The sequence below is a fragment of the Serratia sp. MYb239 genome, assembly GCF_002966855.1.
GTDB lineage: Bacteria > Pseudomonadota > Gammaproteobacteria > Enterobacterales > Enterobacteriaceae > Serratia_B > Serratia_B rhizosphaerae.
In genome coordinates this window covers 1,439,780-1,457,732 of the sequence record NZ_CP023268.1, presented here as the reverse complement: position 1 = coordinate 1,457,732, position 17,953 = coordinate 1,439,780, and the positions used below count along the sequence as shown (strand labels likewise).

At 59.7% G+C, this 17,953-nt stretch carries 17 protein-coding genes; 8 read left to right on the top strand and 9 right to left on the bottom strand.

The window, feature by feature from the left end:
• Positions 1-46: 46 nt before the first annotated feature.
• The 8 genes from CLM71_RS07010 to ygbI form a co-directional block, all read right to left on the bottom strand.
• Positions 47-778, bottom strand: a complete 732-nt coding sequence (locus CLM71_RS07010) for a molecular chaperone (RefSeq protein WP_105230363.1) — start codon at positions 776-778, stop codon at positions 47-49.
• The gene (locus CLM71_RS07005; RefSeq protein ID WP_232251639.1) at positions 778-2,133 is read right to left on the bottom strand and encodes a fimbrial protein; all 1,356 of its coding nucleotides are present in this window, start codon (positions 2,131-2,133) and stop codon (positions 778-780) included. Before CLM71_RS07005 ends, CLM71_RS07010 begins: the two co-directional genes overlap by 1 nt.
• 10 nt (positions 2,134-2,143) lie before the next feature.
• Positions 2,144-4,684, bottom strand: coding sequence for a fimbria/pilus outer membrane usher protein (locus CLM71_RS07000; RefSeq protein WP_370446997.1), 2,541 nt, complete (start codon positions 4,682-4,684; stop codon positions 2,144-2,146).
• 95 nt (positions 4,685-4,779) lie between these two features.
• Positions 4,780-5,514: a molecular chaperone gene (locus CLM71_RS06995; protein ID WP_105230361.1), complete on the bottom strand. Its 735-nt coding sequence runs from the start codon at positions 5,512-5,514 to the stop codon at positions 4,780-4,782.
• A 52-nt stretch (positions 5,515-5,566) separates the two neighbouring features.
• A complete protein-coding gene (locus CLM71_RS06990; protein ID WP_105230360.1) occupies positions 5,567-6,100 on the bottom strand; it encodes a fimbrial protein in 534 nt (177 codons plus the stop codon).
• Positions 6,101-6,713: 613 nt separating this feature from the next.
• Positions 6,714-7,358: a response regulator transcription factor gene (locus CLM71_RS06985; protein WP_105230359.1), complete on the bottom strand. Its 645-nt coding sequence runs from the start codon at positions 7,356-7,358 to the stop codon at positions 6,714-6,716.
• 187 nt (positions 7,359-7,545) lie between these two features.
• Complete coding sequence (locus CLM71_RS06980) at positions 7,546-8,328, bottom strand: winged helix-turn-helix domain-containing protein (RefSeq protein ID WP_105230358.1); 783 nt, start codon at positions 8,326-8,328, stop codon at positions 7,546-7,548.
• 453 nt (positions 8,329-8,781) lie between these two features.
• The gene (gene ygbI / locus CLM71_RS06975; RefSeq protein WP_105230357.1) at positions 8,782-9,546 is read right to left on the bottom strand and encodes a DNA-binding transcriptional repressor YgbI; all 765 of its coding nucleotides are present in this window, start codon (positions 9,544-9,546) and stop codon (positions 8,782-8,784) included.
• Between the two features lie 266 nt (positions 9,547-9,812).
• On the opposite strand from ygbI, the gene ltnD reads away from it, so the two are divergent.
• The 6 genes from ltnD to CLM71_RS06945 all read left to right on the top strand — a co-directional run bounded on the left by ltnD (position 9,813) and on the right by CLM71_RS06945 (position 15,491).
• Positions 9,813-10,727, top strand: coding sequence for an L-threonate dehydrogenase (ltnD, locus tag CLM71_RS06970; RefSeq protein ID WP_105230356.1), 915 nt, complete (start codon positions 9,813-9,815; stop codon positions 10,725-10,727).
• Positions 10,727-11,986, top strand: a complete 1,260-nt coding sequence (gene otnK / locus CLM71_RS06965) for a 3-oxo-tetronate kinase (RefSeq protein ID WP_304573722.1) — start codon at positions 10,727-10,729, stop codon at positions 11,984-11,986. Before ltnD ends, otnK begins: the two co-directional genes overlap by 1 nt.
• Complete coding sequence (locus CLM71_RS06960) at positions 11,983-12,615, top strand: aldolase (protein ID WP_105230354.1); 633 nt, start codon at positions 11,983-11,985, stop codon at positions 12,613-12,615. Before otnK ends, CLM71_RS06960 begins: the two co-directional genes overlap by 4 nt.
• Before the next feature lie 2 nt (positions 12,616-12,617).
• Entirely contained in the window at positions 12,618-13,397 is a 780-nt protein-coding gene (locus tag CLM71_RS06955) for an HPr family phosphocarrier protein (protein WP_105230353.1), read from the top strand.
• A 119-nt stretch (positions 13,398-13,516) separates the two neighbouring features.
• A complete protein-coding gene (locus tag CLM71_RS06950; RefSeq protein WP_105230352.1) occupies positions 13,517-14,875 on the top strand; it encodes a GntP family transporter in 1,359 nt (452 codons plus the stop codon).
• Between the two features lie 76 nt (positions 14,876-14,951).
• Positions 14,952-15,491: a GNAT family N-acetyltransferase gene (locus tag CLM71_RS06945; protein ID WP_105230351.1), complete on the top strand. Its 540-nt coding sequence runs from the start codon at positions 14,952-14,954 to the stop codon at positions 15,489-15,491.
• Between the two features lie 85 nt (positions 15,492-15,576).
• Here CLM71_RS06945 and ompX read toward each other — a convergent pair whose 3' ends face one another.
• On the bottom strand, positions 15,577-16,095 hold the full coding sequence (gene ompX / locus CLM71_RS06940) for an outer membrane protein OmpX (RefSeq protein WP_105230350.1): 519 nt from the start codon (positions 16,093-16,095) through the stop codon (positions 15,577-15,579).
• A 398-nt stretch (positions 16,096-16,493) separates the two neighbouring features.
• Between ompX and rhtA the strand changes: the two genes are divergently transcribed.
• Entirely contained in the window at positions 16,494-17,381 is an 888-nt protein-coding gene (gene rhtA, locus CLM71_RS06935; RefSeq protein WP_105230349.1) for a threonine/homoserine exporter RhtA, read from the top strand.
• A 90-nt stretch (positions 17,382-17,471) separates the two neighbouring features.
• On the top strand, positions 17,472-17,945 hold the full coding sequence (nanQ, locus tag CLM71_RS06930) for an N-acetylneuraminate anomerase (protein ID WP_105230348.1): 474 nt from the start codon (positions 17,472-17,474) through the stop codon (positions 17,943-17,945).
• Positions 17,946-17,953 lie beyond the last annotated feature (8 nt).

The window sequence follows — 17,953 nt, the reverse complement described above, 5'->3', positions numbered from 1 at the left end:
ATCCGGCTGCGATCGCTAAAAGGCGCGTCTTGATGACGCGCCTTTTTTATGGCTTCAGTACGGCACGCTCGGCGACGCCGTAGCCGTCATCGTCGATCAGCACATAGCTGACGCTCGCCGGCCGGCCGTCGCGTTGCTCATCCACATCAAGCGTTTTGCTGGCGAACGGCGCCAGCATGCCGATCGCCAACGCCGTCTGTCGGCCGTCGCCATTCAGCTGCGCCTGACCGTAGGTGGCGTACAGCGGCGTCGGGTTACTCACCGTCAGCATCAGCTTGCCCGGCAGCCGCGTCAGGCTGAAACGCTGACGCGCCGCCAGTTGTTCCGCCAGCCCCTGCAGCCCGTCCGGCCGGTAGAACAGCTTCAGCTGCAGCCGCACCGCTACTTTGAGCGCCGATACGCCCGGCGGCAAATGCGCATCGGTCGGCGGGATTTCATACACGTTCAGCCAGTACAGCGATTCACGATCCGACGGCTGCGCCACCTGCGTTGCCAGCAGGCGCAGGTTTTTCTTCTCCCCCGGCTCCAGCCGGAAAATGCCCGGCAACGGCATCACCGGCACCTCGCCCGCCGTTTCCGGCGTTCCGTCCGGCGCGCCGTCGTCCACCCAGGTCTGCACCACCACCGGATAGTCGTTGCCGTTGACCAACAGCAGCGAGCGTTCACGATCGGCGGCGGCAAATACCACGCGCGACGACTCGACAATCACCCCGGCATATGCGTAACCGCCAAGGCCCAGCCAGGCGCACAAAGCGGCCTTCAAACATTTCATCATCATTATTGCACCTGAATAATCACCTGGGCGCTGGCGCTCACGCTGCCGGCGGTGACCGTTTTTCCCGGCAGCGCCTGCAGCGTGGCGGTCAGGGTTTTGCTGTAGCGGGTCACCCCGTTGGTTACCGCCCCGGCGCTGGCGTCATCCAGCACCGGATACCAGCCGGCGCGGTTGCCGCCGGCCACCGCACCGCTCAGCGTGCTGAGCAGGTTTAATATCGCGCCGCCGGGGCGGGAAATCCGGATGCCGACGCCGGTGGCGACGTTCGGATCGACGCCGTAGCCGTCCGACAGCAGATAGCTGACGCCGGAGCCGGCGGTGCCTACGCCTTCCGCCACCGCCGCGGCGGCATTCGCCGGGTTGACCAGAATGCCCATCGCCGTCTGGTTGGCGGCGATGCCGCTGGCAAATGCGCCGACGCCGCTGGTCGCTGGCGTACCGGTCTGGCAGTCAAACTGAATGGTTATCGGCATCTGGCGGGTTTCACCGGCGCGCAACTGGGTGGCGGTAATCGGCGTAAAGCGCACCAGCGGCGTCACATTGGTTACCGAGCAGGTGGCGGAGCGGCGAATATATAACCGGTTATACAGGTTCACCGCGCCGGGCCAGGCGCCGTACCAGCCGCTGAATTGCGATAGCGAATCCGCGCCGACGCTCAGGGACGGCGACAGCCCGCCGCCCTGAAAAGCGATATAGGTGGCCGGCTGCGACTGGGGATAGACGCCGGTAGTGGTCATCGGCCCCGTGGAGTTGCTCAGGCGGAACAGCTCCACCTTCGTATCGCTGAAGTTCTTGGCTTTCACCAATATCCATCCCTGCGAATCCGTTTCCAGGTTGGTTAACGGCCGCGCTTTCCAGTAGCGGGAATAGTATTCGCCGGTCGCCAGATTGGTGGCCCGCAGCGCCATGCCGTTGGCATAGGTGCGGTAGGTTTCCGGCAGGCCGGACGCCGCTCCGACCTCCACCTTGCCGGCCCACTCCGAGTCGCCGTTGGTGGCATAGTATTCATACAGCTTACCGGCCTCATCGGCGGTACAGCGGAACAGGATCTGATCGGCGCTGTAGCTGCCGGAACCGGCCTCCAGCGCGCTGACGGTGCCGCTGGCGATCGGCGTACCGTCCGGCTGAAACAGGCTGTTATTGATATTTACCGTCGTCGGCAGTGTGCCGATAGAGCCGGAGGTATCGGTCGAGCCGCTCCAGGCGGCGCCGATGCCTTTACTCGGATCGGTATAATAGTTCGAACTGGCGTTAGTGTTGGTGGCGGTAATCCGGTAGCAGGTCGCCTGCGCCTGACCGAGCCACACGCTGCCGGCCAGCATCAGCAGCGCGGCGCGCGAGAATATGTTCATCATCATTATCCGTTCGTTACTGGCCCGCGCATGGCAACGCCAGACGATAAAGCGACTGTTTCACAGCCTGAGCGCGTAAGTCGTAGCGCAGCGTGCACTGCGCGCCGGCCGACTCACCCCATTTCACCCGCAGCTCGCCACGGGCTTTCTGCGCCCGGGCATAAACCTGATTCCCCTGGCCGACCAAACCGACCACCGCATTGTTCTCGTCATACACATTAGCGCCGAGCGGCAGCACGCCGCCGGACGGGCTGAGTCTGATCAGCAGCGGGTAGCCTTCCAGCGTTTTAAAGCGCACTTTCACCGCCGCCCCGGCGTACGGCGCGATGCGCTGCTGGTTCTCCGTCAGTTCGGCGTTGACGTTTTCCGCCCCTTTGGCGTCCAGCGTGACGTCGTTGTAACGGTAAGGCACCAGCGACGGCACAATGGCGTAGCCAAAACGGTCGATCTTCGCCCCCATGCCGTTCATCACTTCCGCACCGCTGACGCCTTCCGCTTCCACCAGCGCAAAGGTATCGCTCAGGTACGGCCCGAGGGTGACGCCGCCCGCATGCGCCACCAGCGCGCCGCGCGCGCTCAGGCCGCCCTGGGTGTAATGTTTACCGTGGGACAGGTTGCCGCCCAGCGTGGCGACCGACGTCTGCTTGGTCAGGTTGGCGCCGAAGCTGCTGCCGGCGCCGGCCGTGTCATACGCGCCGTTCAGCGCATAGCTCAGGCTCTGGTCGTCGCCCAGCGTGCCGGACAGCGCCGACTGATAATGGCTATAGCCGCGATCGCCGCTCTGATGGCTGACGCCGGCCGACAGAATCGGCGAGCGCGAGCCACTGCCCAACGGCAGTGATACCGACAGCATCACCACGTTTTGCGTCGTGCCGCTCGCAACATAGGTCGCATCCTGCAGGCCATAGCGGGTGCTGCCGGTCTGCTGACGGCTGAGCGACAGGTTATAGCTGAGGCTGCGGTAGCTGTGCGAATACGCCAGTTGGTATTGCGTGTCGCGTCCGCGCCCGCCACGGTAGCTGCTGGTCGAGCCGGAAAAATAGAGCTGGCCGTACGCCCCCAGCCCCTGACTGACGGTGGCGACAAACTGCTCGCTCTGCTGATAGGTGCTGGAGCTCCAGACCGCGTCGCGATCGCGCGCGTTGCGCAGCCCCAGCACGTCGCCCAGATCGCGGTAGCCTTCGGTGGAATAACGGTAGCCCGCCAGCGCCAGCGTGGTGTTAGTGGGGGTAAAGGTACGGCTGTAGGTGGCACCGACGCGCCAGCCGTCCAGCGTATCGCCCCACATATCGGCGCGCGAATACACCGCGTTGATCCCCAGCGCGCCGTAGCGGCTGGCCAGCACCGCGCCGCCGAGCAATGCCTGATAGCCGTCGGCAATGCGTACGCCGCTATTGGCGGTCACGGCGTTGCTCAACCCGCTCTGGTAGCTGAGTTCGGCGAACATATCATCGCTGTCGCCCAGGTTGCGCACCTGCCCGGCCGACAGGTTGAAGCGTGAGCGCCCCGGGCGCAAAGAGTCCGGCACCGCCGAAAACGGCACGGTAAATGACGACACCCGGCCGTCGGCTTCCTGAATTTCCACCACCAGATCGCCCTGATAGCTGGTGGGATAGAGATCGTCAATCACAAAGGCGCCCGGCGCCACCGTGGTCTGATAAATCTGCGTGCCGGCCTGCGTGATGCTCACTTTGGCGGTGGTCGACGCCACGCCGCGGATGGTCGGCGCATAGCCGCGCTGCGACTCCGGCAGCATGCGATCGTCGGTTTCCAGCCGCACGCCGCGAAAACCGAGGCTGCTGAACAGGTTGCCGGAAGTAAAACTGTCGCCCAGCGTCAGCTGGCTGTTTAGCGCCGGCAGCGGCCGTTGCAGGTAGGTGCGCACCGACTTCCAACTGCTGAGCGTAGGGGCATGGTCGCTGGTGTAGCGGGTATAGCTCGACTGCTGACGCAGCTGCCACAGCCCCAGGTTAAAGCCGGCGTTCAGCCCGAGATAGGTCGAGTCACTGGTCGTACCGCTGCTTTTACTGCGGTAATAGTTGCTGTCGTAATTGACGAACCCCAGCGTTTCGCCAACGGACAGCTCCTCAGGCGGCACTGAACCGCGCGCCACACGCTTCATCAGCGCCTGCGGCACGGACATATCCAGCCGCAGGCGGGCAAAATCAAAGCGGCTGCCGGCACCGGCGACCTGCTGTTCCAGAGGCAGGCAAGGATTGGCAGTGGCCTGTTCGGCGCTGCTTTTAATATTGACGGCTAATATGCCGGCGGCAATCAGCGCGTCGCGGCTAAAACAGGGGAAAACGACGTCCTGACCGGGTTGCGCGGTAAACGTCAGCGTCTGGCGGGAGAGAAAAGCGCCGTTGATAAAAATATCGACCTGATAGTCGCCCGGCGTCACCGTATTTGCACGGCTGAAGCGGGCAAGGCTCTGCTGACCCGCGCTGCCCACCAGCATACTGTCGTCAAATTCAAACTGCCCGGCGCCGGCCGCAAGCGGCGTCAGCAGCCCCAGCGTCAACGCCAGCGGTTTAAGACGCGCGCCGCAGCCAGGCATCACGCCTGGCGACGCACTCTTCCGCGCGCTGCCGGAATATGTGATTGTTGTTTGCATCCCTTCAGTCCCTTACGTGCAAAACCGCACCGCGCGTTTTATTGACTCAGACGCGCTTCCGCCTTGATATGGCCACCGTAGTCATTGATCAGGGTAAATGTGACTTTCTGCGCGCCGGCCGGCGACGGCGTACGCGTCAATAACGGCCAGCTGGCCTGTGATTTAGGTGCGATCATGTCCGTTTTGAACGGCACGGCCCGCTTGCCGACCAGCACCGCTGCGCCAATTACCGAGGCGTAATAGCTGGAATCGTTATAGGCATTCAGCCGCCACTGCCCGCCCTGCTGACGCAGGGAAAAGCGCAGCTGTCCGCCGACGCCGTCTGCATTACCCGGCAAATTCTTCGGCCGATAGAAAATTTTCACCCGGTTACGCAGCACCACCAGCATCTGGTTCTCGGCGCCGTTGACGGCGTTTTTCGGCGGGATTTGCGCCGAATTCAGATAGAACACCGACTCACGGTCCTGCGGCAGATCCTTGCCGGTAAACACCAGCCGGACCGACTGGCCGGTCTTCGGCTCAACGCGGAACAATGCCGGCACCGTGACAAACGGCCCGTCGGCATTTTCCGGCGTTGACGACGGATTATTCACGTCGGTCCACATCTGCATTACATAGGGGATGTCGCTATGGTTGGTGAACTGTACGGTCTGCGACTGAGCGTCCGCCGGATAAATCACCCGCGTATTCAGCATCACCACGCTGGCCATCGCCGGCCCGGCCAGCAGCGCGGCGACAAGACAAAACGACTGACAAAATCCCTTGATCGTCATATAAGCTGCCTCTGCAAAACCCCCTTCCGCACTGGCGGAAGGGGAAATACGCTTACTGATACGACACCGCGTACTGCACGCTGCCCAATACCGACCCGGCGGTCGCGCTGCCCTCAGAGTAGTAACGCACGGCAAAGTCATAAGAGGCGGAGGTCGCACCGGCCGCCAGGCTCAACCCCGGCGTCCCCGCCTGGCCGCTCAGATCCAGCGGCGCAGCCGGCGTTGCCGGATCAATCAGCTCCAGCGAAACGTTGGTCGCGCTGCCGGTGTTGCCCATCCGGCCGTCGGCGGTCAGGTTGTTGGCGACGAATACCGTTTTAACGGCGGTGGCGTTCGCTGCATCGGCGGTGCAGCCGGTCAGGCCGATGGTAAACGGCGTCTGGCCTGCGGTGGCGCCGGCGGCCGCCAGGTCAGCCTTGGATACCGTCGGCAGCAGCACCACCGGGGTGGAGGCATTGCCGTTGATGCTCACGGTACAGGTCTGGTCTGAGACTTCGCCCTGAAACTGAATGGTATTGTTGGCGGCGGCGGCGACGCCGGACAGCATCATGGCGGCAACAGCGAGAGCGATTTTGGTGATAGTCATAGAATGTAATTTCCCTTCAAGTTGAGTATGAGGCGGGTCGTTGAACAATGTTCCCTTCCGCCGATTCCTAGAGTCATGCACTTTCCTTTGGCGACATACGGCTTATCCCCGCTACAGCACGCTGAAAAACGGGAATAAACTGACTACATCGCGGCCAGCCAATCTTTGAAAATGCGCCAAGCGCCCCTTGTATTGATTAGCCTGCCTTGACGAGAAAAATCTTATATCGAAACTCAATCAATAGATTCATTAACTATAAAAACGCAAATATTTAGATTTAAATATCGACAATAAGCGGTTATTTTCGGATATTAATAAATAAATTCCATCAAATGGGATTTCACCGTAGATTCCGCTTCTGTTGTTTATGCTTAATTAACCGACATGTCGGTCGTTTTTTTCAGCCGCCGACAGAGCGGCCTTCCGGTCATGAATAGCGCGCATGTCGTTCAGATAAAACGGATATTATGGCAAGCCAATCCCGCGCCATGGCGAACCCATGGCCGGAACGGTGATGCGCTGGCGCACCGAATGCAGGAGAAGGCAGCAGGAGAAAGGAAGGCAAGCGGGGCAACGCTATCACACCGGAAGCCCCCGCAGTATTAGCGACCGTTCAGCACGGCCAACGCGTACGCAGAGAAAGCAGCAGGTGGATAAAGCCGCTCTGATTAAGGCCAAGTTTATGCATGATATTCAGTTTATGCGTGCTCACCGTTTTGTAGGAACGATAGGTGGTGGTCGCGATGCTTTTGGCAGAGAAGCCCGCCGCCATTAACGCCAGGATGCGCCATTCACTGCCGGACAGGTGCTTGAACGTTCCGCTCTCCTGCTGGCCGGCGATACTGCGCCGGATGGCCGGACTGAGATAGTGCACGGCATGATGCGCCGCAGAGATGGCGTCCAAAATCGCCTCTAAGCCGTCGCGTTTGGATACCAGTACGCTATCCGGTATCGACGCCAGCAGGCGCAAAACGCTGTGATTCTCGATATCCGTCAGCACCACCCAGGGGGTATTCGGCCAGAAGGCTTTCTCATGCAGTATAAAATAGAGGCCGTCATAGAGGCACTCCTGCGCACCGTACAGCTCCATAATCACCGTTTGCCGGGGCTGCTGCATCAGTATCGCCTTCAGCTCGCTGAGGCTGGCAACCGGTTGAGTCGTCGCACTCAGCGGGCGTAGAAAAGCCTCCAGCCCCATGCCAACCCACGGCATCGCATCATATAAAATAAAATGGCGGCTCCGATCGTTATTTTTCATTTTCCCCTCGTGCGATAAAACTTATCGGCCACGGTACGTTAGCCTACGGTCATATAATAAATACAGCACCTGAAAACAAATAATATATACCTGAAGAATGGTTTGCCGTTGACAGCCGGCGCAATGTTAATAATTCGTTATAATGAGATCCATAAAACACGGTAAATGTGTTATTCCGCTGCGTGGACTAAAACAGCGGTCCGTCTTTCTGACTGCGGCACACCTCAACACGGTATTCTCGCGCCACCCGGCATTTCAAAATAAACAGCCGGGAAACGCCTTTAATATAGGACCCTACCTGATTACTGCTGAGCAACAGTAAATATTCGCCGCTCTTACACGATTCAGGATTGGCATTAATATACGCGAGCATATCGTTAACCTGATCCGCATTACCATTCAGCGCAGCACGCGGCGCCGATAAAAATACCTTGCAGTTATTCACCTCACCAATTAAACGCTCCTGTCTGACCGCACTGTTACGATAAATCAGCCAGATGCCAACGCTGATAACCAACAAAAGCAACGCACCAAACGCCACGCCCGTACGCAAACGCCGCCCGGCGTTGCGCCAGGATACGGCGCGCCGCTCACCCTGTTCGGCGGCTATGCTCTGCGGCGGCGTGATGTGCGGTTCATCCGTCTCCAGCGTGATATTATGCGCCAGCATAAATCCGACTTTGGGTACGGTAATAATGACTTCGTCATCAATACCTAACGTTTTCAGCACCCGCCGTAATTTGCTCACGCATTGGTTAAGGTTATTATTACTGGACACCATGCCATAATCATCCCACACCTTGCGGAATATCAACTCGCGGCTGACCTGCTCGCCGTGGTGCGCAATAAGTAAAAGCAATAGCCGCTTTGACGGATTAGAAATAGCCAGCGATTCTTCCGGGAATCCCTCCAATCCCAGGCTGCCGCTGTCCGTATCAAAAAGAATCTGTCCATTAATTCTATATTTCATATTGCCTACTATATTCAAGCATTCACCGTTAGCAAAAAATGCCAGGCGGATGTTAACCCAAAACCACGTTAAATGCGTTGCCGGCCGCGTTGATGATAAGAGAAAACGTTGCGTTCAAAATGAATAAAAACGGGAATTTAATACCTGTAATCACCACCGGCAACAATAGGAATTTTCTTGCCACATTCGGGTAGAGTATACAAAGGCAATCCGAATGGATATATTCAAAAGCCAATATCGGTAAAGTTAGTTTTTTATAGGGCATTTAATAAAATTTAAGCTAAAAAGTAAGGTTAATCCCCCATTAACCACAAAATTTAATATAAATATCGCGCACGGCTTCATGCGTTCAGCCCCTGGCGCAGCAGAAAATGCGGCCGCGCTGGCCCGTATCTCCACAACCGCCTGCAACGCGCTCATGGTCGGGCCAGAAAGCACCAGAATATTGCCCGGCTACTCGCCGGTCATATGCAGAGTGATATTCGCCTGCTGAATAGCAGTTTGGGCGGTGTCGGGCAGATGGCTGTCGGTAATAATGGCGTCAAACACCGCGATCGGCAGCGCCAGATAGGTGGCCACCTTGCCGTATTTTGACGTGTCGCTCAGCAGAATACGCCGCCGGCTGGCGTCAACGATGGCCTTTTTCACCGCCACCTTATCCTCGCTCGGCGTCGACAGGCCACGCATGCTCCAGGAGGAGGCGGAAATAAAGGCCAGATCGATAAATAACTGGCGCAGCGCCTGCGCCGCGGCCTCTCCCACGCAGGAGCGGTTTTCCCGGCATACCGTGCCGCCGGTGTGAATCAGCTCACACTGGCTGTTTTCCAGCAGGTAAGCCGCTATCACAAAATCGTTGGTGACCACCGTTAAATCGCCGCGCTCACCTATCTGCTTCGCCAGCGCCAGCGTGGTGGTGCCGGCATCCAGATAAATACAGCTGTTGGCCGGAATCAGGCTGGCCGCCAGCGCACCGATCGCCGCCTTCTGCTGGCTGAACATTCCTTCCTTATCCTGGTGCGACGGTTCAATCGCCAACCGTTCGGCCGCCTGCACCCCGCCGGATACCGCGATCACCGCCCCCTGCTCTTCCAGCTTCTGCAGATCGCGCCGGATGGTCATATGCGACACCGCCAGCCGCTCCGTCAGCTCGGCGATACTGACCACGCCGCGCTCGGCAACCAGGGCCAGAATTTGTTGATGGCGTTCTACCGGAATCACAGGGCTTCTCCTTACGGCTGATAATTATTGTGATTTTACGTCAATTTTCGTTCTGCGGCAGCAAACGTCGCACCGGGTATAAAAGTATGGCAAACCCATAATTTGTCAATTAAACAAATAATTACCACTTTCAGCCTGATACATCGCCGTTAATCCCGCGCCATTATTCGTTAAATTTCGTGAAGACGGTCACCATAAACGCGCTTAAAAACGCTTACATTTAACACATGAGAACAAAATATCACTAAAATTAACACGGAGTCAGTATGACACAAGCCGCTAACTATACCGTTTGCATCGTGGGCCTCGGCTCCATGGGCATGGGCGCCGCGCAATCCTGTATCAACGCCGGCTTAACCACCTACGGCGTCGATCTCAATCCGCAGGCGCGCGCCACCCTGCAACAGGCAGGAGCAAAACAGGTTGCCGCCAGCGCCGATGATTTTGCCGCCGAACTGGACGCGGTGATGCTGCTGGTAGTGAATGCCGCCCAGGTCAAACAGATCCTGTTTGGCGAGCGCGGTCTGGCCGGGCAGCTGAAACCCGGTACGCCGGTGATGGTCTCCTCAACCATTTCCGCCGCCGACGCCGCCGATATCGCCGAACGTCTGGCCGCGCAGGGGCTGGCGATGCTGGATGCGCCGGTTTCCGGCGGCGCGGTCAAAGCCGCCGCCGGAGAGATGACGGTAATGGCCGCCGGCAGTGAAGCCACCTTCGCCCGGCTGCAGCCGCTGCTCGACGCCGTGGCGGGCAAAGTGTACCGCGTCGGCGACGAAATCGGCCTCGGCGCTACGGTGAAAATCATTCACCAACTGCTGGCCGGCGTGCATATCGCCGCCGGCGCCGAAGCGATGGCGCTGGCCGCCCGCGCCGGTATTCCGCTGGATGTGATGTATGACGTCGTTACCCACGCCGCCGGTAATTCCTGGATGTTTGAAAACCGTATGCGCCACGTAGTCGACGGCGACTATACGCCAAAATCGGCGGTGGACATTTTCGTCAAGGATCTGGGACTGGTAGCCGACACCGCCAAGGCGCTGCACTTCCCGCTGCCGCTGGCTTCCACCGCGCTGAATATGTTTACCTCCGCCAGCAACGCCGGCTACGGTAAAGAAGACGACAGCGCAGTGATCAAAATCTTCACCGGCATTGAACTGCCGCAAAAACAGGAGTTGCCATAATGTTGCTTGGCGTAATTGCTGATGATTTTACCGGCGCCACCGATATCGCCAGCTTTCTGGTGGAAAATGGCCTGTCGACGGTACAGCTGAACGGCGTACCGGACAACGACGACGCCGTGCACGCACAGGCGGTGGTGATCAGCCTTAAATCGCGTTCCTGCCCGGCCGAACAGGCGGTCGAACAATCGCTGCAGGCGCTGGACTGGCTGCGGCGTCAGGGGTGCCAACGGTTTTACTTCAAGTATTGTTCCACCTTCGACAGCACCGCACGCGGCAATATTGGCCCGGTGACCGATGCGCTGCTCGATGCGTTGGGAGAGAGCCAAACGGTGATCTCACCGGCGCTGCCGGTTAACGGCCGCACCGTCTATCAGGGCTACCTGTTCGTGATGGATCAGCTGCTGTCTGAATCCGGCATGCGCAACCACCCGGTCACACCGATGACCGACAGCAACCTGCTGCGGCTGATGGAAGCGCAGGCCAGCGGCCGTTGCGGACTGATCGACGCCGCCGCCATGGATACCGGCGCCGACGGCGTGCGCGAGCGGCTGCAGCAGCTCGCGCAACAGGGTGTACGCTATGTGGTGCTTGATACGCTGAATGAACAACACCTGCTGACCCAGGGCGCAGCACTGAAGGACATGAAACTGGTCACCGGCGGCTCCGGCCTGGCGATCGGCCTGGCCCGCCAGTGGGCGCAGCCGGGCCAGACGCAGGCTCAGGCCGCCGGCGCGCCGCAGGGGGAGAAGGCCGTGGTGCTGTCCGGCTCCTGCTCTACCATGACCAATAAACAGGTCGTCCGTTACCGCCAGCAGGCGGCGGCGCAGGCCATCGATGTGGCGCGCTGCATCAGCGACGCCGAGCGTGAGCGCTACGCCCGCGAACTGAGCGACTGGGTGCAGCAACAGAGCGGCGATCTCGCGCCGCTGCTGTATGCCACCGCCGAGCCGGACGCTCTGCGGCAGACCCAGCAGCAATACGGCGTCGAGGCCGCCAGCCAGGCGGTCGAAGCGCTGTTCGCCGCGCTGGTGCGGAGGCTGTATCAGGCCGGCTTCCGGCGTTTTATCGTCGCCGGCGGCGAAACCTCCGGCGTGGTGACACAGGCGCTGGACATCCGCGGCTTCCATATCGGCCCGTGCATTTCTCCCGGCGTACCCTGGGTGCGCGCCATTGAACAACCGGTCTCCCTGGCGCTGAAATCCGGCAATTTCGGCGACGAAAACTTCTTTGCCAGAGCACAAACGGAGTTCCCGCTATGACGCACACCACCGAACAACAGGCGCGCGAAGAGATGGTGCGCCTCGGCGCTTCGTTCTTCCAGCGCGGCTACGCCACCGGCTCGGCGGGCAACCTGTCGCTGCTGCTGCCGGACGGCAACCTGCTGGCTACGCCGACCGGCTCCTGCCTGGGCGAACTGCAGGCAGAACGCCTGTCCAAGGTCAGCCTGCACGGCGAATGGATCTCCGGCGACAAGCCGTCGAAAGAGATCAGCTTCCACCGCGCGCTGTACCTGAATAACCCGGAATGCAAAGCGGTGGTTCACCTGCACTGCACCTATCTGACCGCCCTCTCCTGCCTGCAGGGGCTGGACACCCGTAATGCCCTCAAACCCTTCACCCCTTATGTGGTGATGCGCGTCGGCCAGGTGCCGGTGGTACCTTACTACCGCCCCGGCGATGAACGTCTGGCCGAGGATCTGGCACGGCTGGCGCCGTCCTACCGCGCCTTTTTGCTGGCCAATCACGGGCCGGTGGTGACCGGGAAAGACCTGCGCGCCGCAGCGGATAACACCGAAGAGATGGAGGACGCGGCGAAGCTGATTTTCACCCTCGGCGACCGCCCGATCCGTTATTTGACCGATGATGAAATTGCCGAGTTACGGAGCTGATCATGCCTAAATTTGCCGCCAATTTATCGATGATGTTCACCGAACTGCCGTTTCTGGATCGCTTCGCCGCCGCAGCCGACGCCGGTTTTAAAGCGGTCGAGTTTCTGTTCCCCTATGACTACCCCGCCGAGCAGCTGGCGGAACAGCTGCGTCAGCACGGCCTGCAGCAGGTGCTGTTCAATACCGCGCCGGGCGATGCCGCCGCCGCCGGCGAATGGGGCCTGGCGGCGCTGCCGGGCCGTGAAGCCGAGGCGCGCGCCGATATCGACCGCGCGCTGGAGTATGCGCTGGCGCTGGGCTGCCCCAACGTGCACGTGATGGCCGGCGTGGTACCCGCCGGCGCGGATCCGGCGGCCTATCGCACGGCCTTTATCGACAACCTGCGCTATGCCGCCGACGCGTTCGCGCCGCACGGCGTTAACGTGATGATTGAGGCGCTCAGCCCGCAGGTGAAGCCGAACTATCTGTTTTCCAGCCAGCATCAGGCGGCGGCGCTGCAGGCGCAGGTCGATCGCCCTAATCTGTTTATCCAGTTCGACTTTTTCCACGCGCAGTTGGTGGACGGCAACATCAGCGGCCTGATGCAGGCGCTGGCCGGGCGCTACGGCCATATCCAGATCGCCGGGGTGCCGGATCGTCACGAACCGGACAGCGGCGAGCTGAATTACCCCTGGCTGTTCGAACAGCTGGACCGCCTCGGTTACGGCGGCTGGATCGGCTGTGAATACCAGCCGCGCGCGGCAACCGACGCCGGGCTGGCGTGGGTCAGACCCTATCTGTAACCGTTAACGCAGCCACACCCTATAACAATACGTGCGCCCGTATCGCCGGTTCCCCGGCGATCGCGGCGCCTGGGCTTCTGTACCCCGAAAATGCGGGGATCCTGCTTAAAGGCAACACCATGTCTACCACAATGTTACTGTTAATTGCGCTGTCCGGCGTCATGCTGCTCCTGCTGCTGGTGATCAAGGCCAAGGTACAGCCGTTTATCGCGCTGTTGGCGGTCAGCCTGCTGGTGGCGCTGGCCGCCGGCATCCCTACCGGCGAAGTGATGGGCGTAATGACCGCCGGTATGGGCGGCGTGCTTGGTTCGGTCACGATTATTATCGGCCTGGGGGCGATGCTGGGGCGCATGATCGAGCACTCCGGCGGCGCTGAGTCGCTGGCGCAGCGCTTCAGTCAGGCGCTGGGGCCAAAGCGCACCGTCGCCGCGCTGACCATGGCGGCTTTTATCCTCGGTATTCCGGTGTTCTTCGACGTCGGCTTTATTATTCTGGCACCGATTATTTACGGCTTCGCCAAGGTGGCGAAGGTGTCGCCGCTCAAATTCGGCCTGCCGATGGCCGGCGTGATGCTGACGGTGCACGTGGCGCTGCCGCCGCATCCCGGCCCGGTGGCGGCAGCCGGCCTGCTCGGCAGCGATATCGGCTGGCTGACCATTATCGGCCTGGCGATCTGCATACCGGTCGGCATTATCGGCTACGTCGTCGCCGGCTACCTCAACCGCAAATCCTACCCGCTGTCGGTCGAGGTGCTGGAACAGCTGCAGCTGGCCGCACCGGAGAACAGCGCGCCGCTCAGCGACCGCCTCAACCCGCCGGGCGCCGGGCTGATCTCCGCGCTGATTATCATCCCCATCGCCATTATTATGTCCGGCACCGTCTCCGCCACGCTGCTCGAGCCGGGTTCCGGCCTGCGCGATACGCTGGCGCTGCTGGGGTCGCCGGCGGTGGCGCTGATGATCGCGCTGGCGCTGGCTTTTTATTTTCTGGCGGTGCGTCGCGGCTGGAGCCTGCAGCATACCAGCGACGTGATGGGCGCAGCGCTGCCGACCGCCGCCGTGGTGATTCTGGTGACCGGTGCCGGCGGGGTATTCGGTAAAGTGCTGGTGGAATCCGGCGTCGGCAAGGCGCTGGCCGAGGTACTGACCACCATCGGCCTGCCGCTGATCCCGGCGGCGTTTATCATCTCGCTGGCGCTGCGCGCCTCGCAGGGTTCCGCGACGGTGGCGATTCTGACCACCGGCGGGCTGCTGTCGGAAGCGGTCGGCGGGCTTAATCACCTCCAACTGGTGCTGGTGACGCTGGCCACCTGCTTCGGCGGGCTGGGGCTGTCGCACGTAAACGACTCCGGCTTCTGGATCGTCACCAAATACCTCGGCCTGTCGGTCGCCGACGGGCTGAAAACCTGGACGGTGCTGACCACCCTACTCAGCGTCAGCGGTTTCCTGTTTACCTGGCTTTTATGGCTGCTGATATAGCATACTGAATTCACACCTTATCTTTTCCCCAGCGGGCGCGCCGTGTGCGCCCGCAACGTTTCAGAGAGAAGGAATCATGAATTCACCCCGCTTTACTGCAGCTCCCCGCCTCACCACCGAACGCTTAATCCTGGACACTTATACCCTGAATGACTTCGACGCCGTGGCGGCGATGAGCGCCGATCCGCAGGTGATGCGCTATATTGGCGGCGGCGCCGCGCGCGATCGAGAAGAGAGTTGGGGACGCCTGCTGCGCTATATCGGCCACTGGCAACTGCTGGGTTACGGTTACTGGGCGGTGCGGGAGAAACACGGCGGCCAGTTTATCGGCAGCCTCGGCTTCGCCAACTATCAGCGCGATATCACACCGGCGCTGGAGGCCCCGGAGATGGGCTGGACATTGTGCTCTGCCGCCCACGGCAAGGGCTACGCGACGGAGGCCCTGCGGGCGGTGCTGGCCTGGGGGAAAACTGCGCTGCCGGGCGGCAGAACGCAGTGCATCATTTCACCGCACAACCAGCCTTCGATTAAGCTGGCGCATAAGCTGGGCTTTCGTGAAACCCACCGCGCCGAATACCATCAGCGGACGGTGTTGGTGATGGAGCAGACGCTCTGAGCCGATCCGCAGGCAAAAAAAATCCGCCCGAAGGCGGATTTTTTGTCGTAAACGGCTGCCGATGGCAGGCCGCTAACGATAATTCTTAGAAACGGTAGCCTACGCCAACGCTCCAGATACCGATGTCGGTGTTGCGGATACGGCTCTGCTCGTAACCAACATCCAGAGCAACTTCCTGGATTGGGTTGAACTGCAGGCCAGCACCGTAGGTGAAGCCGTAGTCGCTGCTGCCGCCACGGTGAGAACCGTCTTGTGCGTTAGCAACGTTTTTACCGTAGCCCACACCGATCACGCCGTAGATGCTTGCCCAGTCGTTGAAACGGTAAGCAGGACCTGCAGTGATAGAGTTGTACTGAGCTTTGTTGTAAGTACCGTTCTCAGCACGGTCTTTCTCTACGTGAGTGAAAGAGCCGATCACACCCAGTGGGTTGTTGTCGAACTCGTAACGGTATTTCAGGTTGAAGCCGTCAGCTTTGTTAGCAACGCCTTGGAAATCGCCCTGAGCGTAGCCACCGGTTACGGTGCTCTGGCCAGCGAACGCGGTACCTGCGGTCACTGCTAATACACAAGCTGCTACTGCTGAAAGACATGCAATTTTTTTCATAACCACCTCAAACGCGTTTTATTATTAAGTACATCCATTTGTCTATACGATGAAAATATAACAAAAATTAGCGTGAAACTCTGCCCCGATTTGAGTGTCTAACACTTGATATCGTGTAACAGAAAATTACAAGAACATTGTATCCGCTTCTTTTCGCTTAATTTTCGGACGTATTCTATCCTCAAGCGTGACAAAAATCACCTACTTAATATCCAGATTTTTCTTAATAAAATGCGCACTTTTTGTGCTAACGCACCAGTTTTACTTAAACAAACCGTTTAAAAATCTCCTCAGTACGCTATTTCGCAGACAGAACGTCGGCGATTCATTACACTGAGGCCTGTCTGGTTTTTCTCCGATCTCCCCTGCTGCGGGAATGCATAATAAGGCTTAAAAGGATGTCCTCGTCGGTTTCTGCAAAAGCGTCTTCTATACTGCTGCCGGTGTGTTTACTGGTGGTCGCCATGGTGTCGATTCAGGGCGGCGCCTCGTTGGCGAAAAGTCTGTTTCCCCTGGTCGGCGCCGAAGGGATCACCACGCTGCGTCTGAGCATCGGCACGCTGATCCTGTTTATTATCTTCCGCCCATGGCGCATGCGTTTTTGCGCCGGTAACCGCCTGCCGCTGCTGATTTACGGCCTGGCGCTGGGGGCGATGAACTATCTGTTTTATCTGTCGCTGCGCACCGTACCGCTGGGCATCGCCGTAGCGCTGGAGTTTACCGGCCCGCTGGCGGTGGCAATGTTCTCATCCCGCCGGGCGATCGACTTTGTCTGGGTAGCGCTGGCCATCACCGGGCTGATCTTCCTGCTGCCGTTCGGCCACGGCGTCGGCGGCATCGACCCCCTTGGCGCCGCCTGTGCGCTGGGCGCCGGCGCCTGCTGGGCGGTATATATCATTTTCGGTCAGAAAGCCGGCGGCGATCATGGCCCGGGCACCGTGGCGGTCGGCTCGCTGATCGCCGCCCTGGTGTTCGCGCCCATCGGCGCCTGGCACACCGGCGCGGCGCTGCTTAACGTGGATATCCTGCCGCTGGCGCTGGGCGTCGCTATTCTGTCCACCGCGCTGCCCTACTCGCTGGAGATTATCGCGCTGCCGAAAATCCCGGCGCGCACCTTCGGCACCTTAATGAGCCTGGAGCCGGCGATGGCGGCATTTTCCGGCATGCTTTTCCTTGGCGAGCACCTGACGCAGGTGCAATGGCTGGCGCTGAGCGCCATTATCACTGCCTCCATGGGCGCGACGCTGACCATCAAGCCCAAACCGCGTATTGAAAGTCTGCCTTAAATCATCGGATTGCGGACGGCTTAACTGTTTTTCGTCGATAAAATAGCCACAATAAGTATAGGAATTTTATCGACGGAACGGAGAAGCTGAATGATTTTAAATAGTTTATTTAATCCCCGTTATGGACAGGGACTGTCTTCAGATCTGGCTGACATTCTGACGCAGGTACGTCAGCAAGATCTGCCTAATCTGCCCCTGGGACGCCATAACATTGACGGCGATCGCATCTTTATGGAAGTGGTCGAACTAACCACCGAACCTGCCGAACAAAAACGCGCCGAACTGCACTACCAGTATCTGGATATCCAGATACTGCTGAGCGGTGAGGAGCGTATCGACTACGGCCTGCCGGGCAGCGAGATCCACTGTGAGGCCTATCAGCAGCAGCAGGATTGTCAGCGGGCCGATATCCGCCGCCCGTGGCAGACGCTGCATATGACGCCCGGCATGTTCGTGCTGTTCTTCCCGTTTGAACCTCATAAAGCCGGCTGTCAGCTGCAAAGCCCACAACACATCAAGAAAGCGATCGTCAAAGTGCTCTATGAACCGCCGTATGATTTCTAACGCCATGC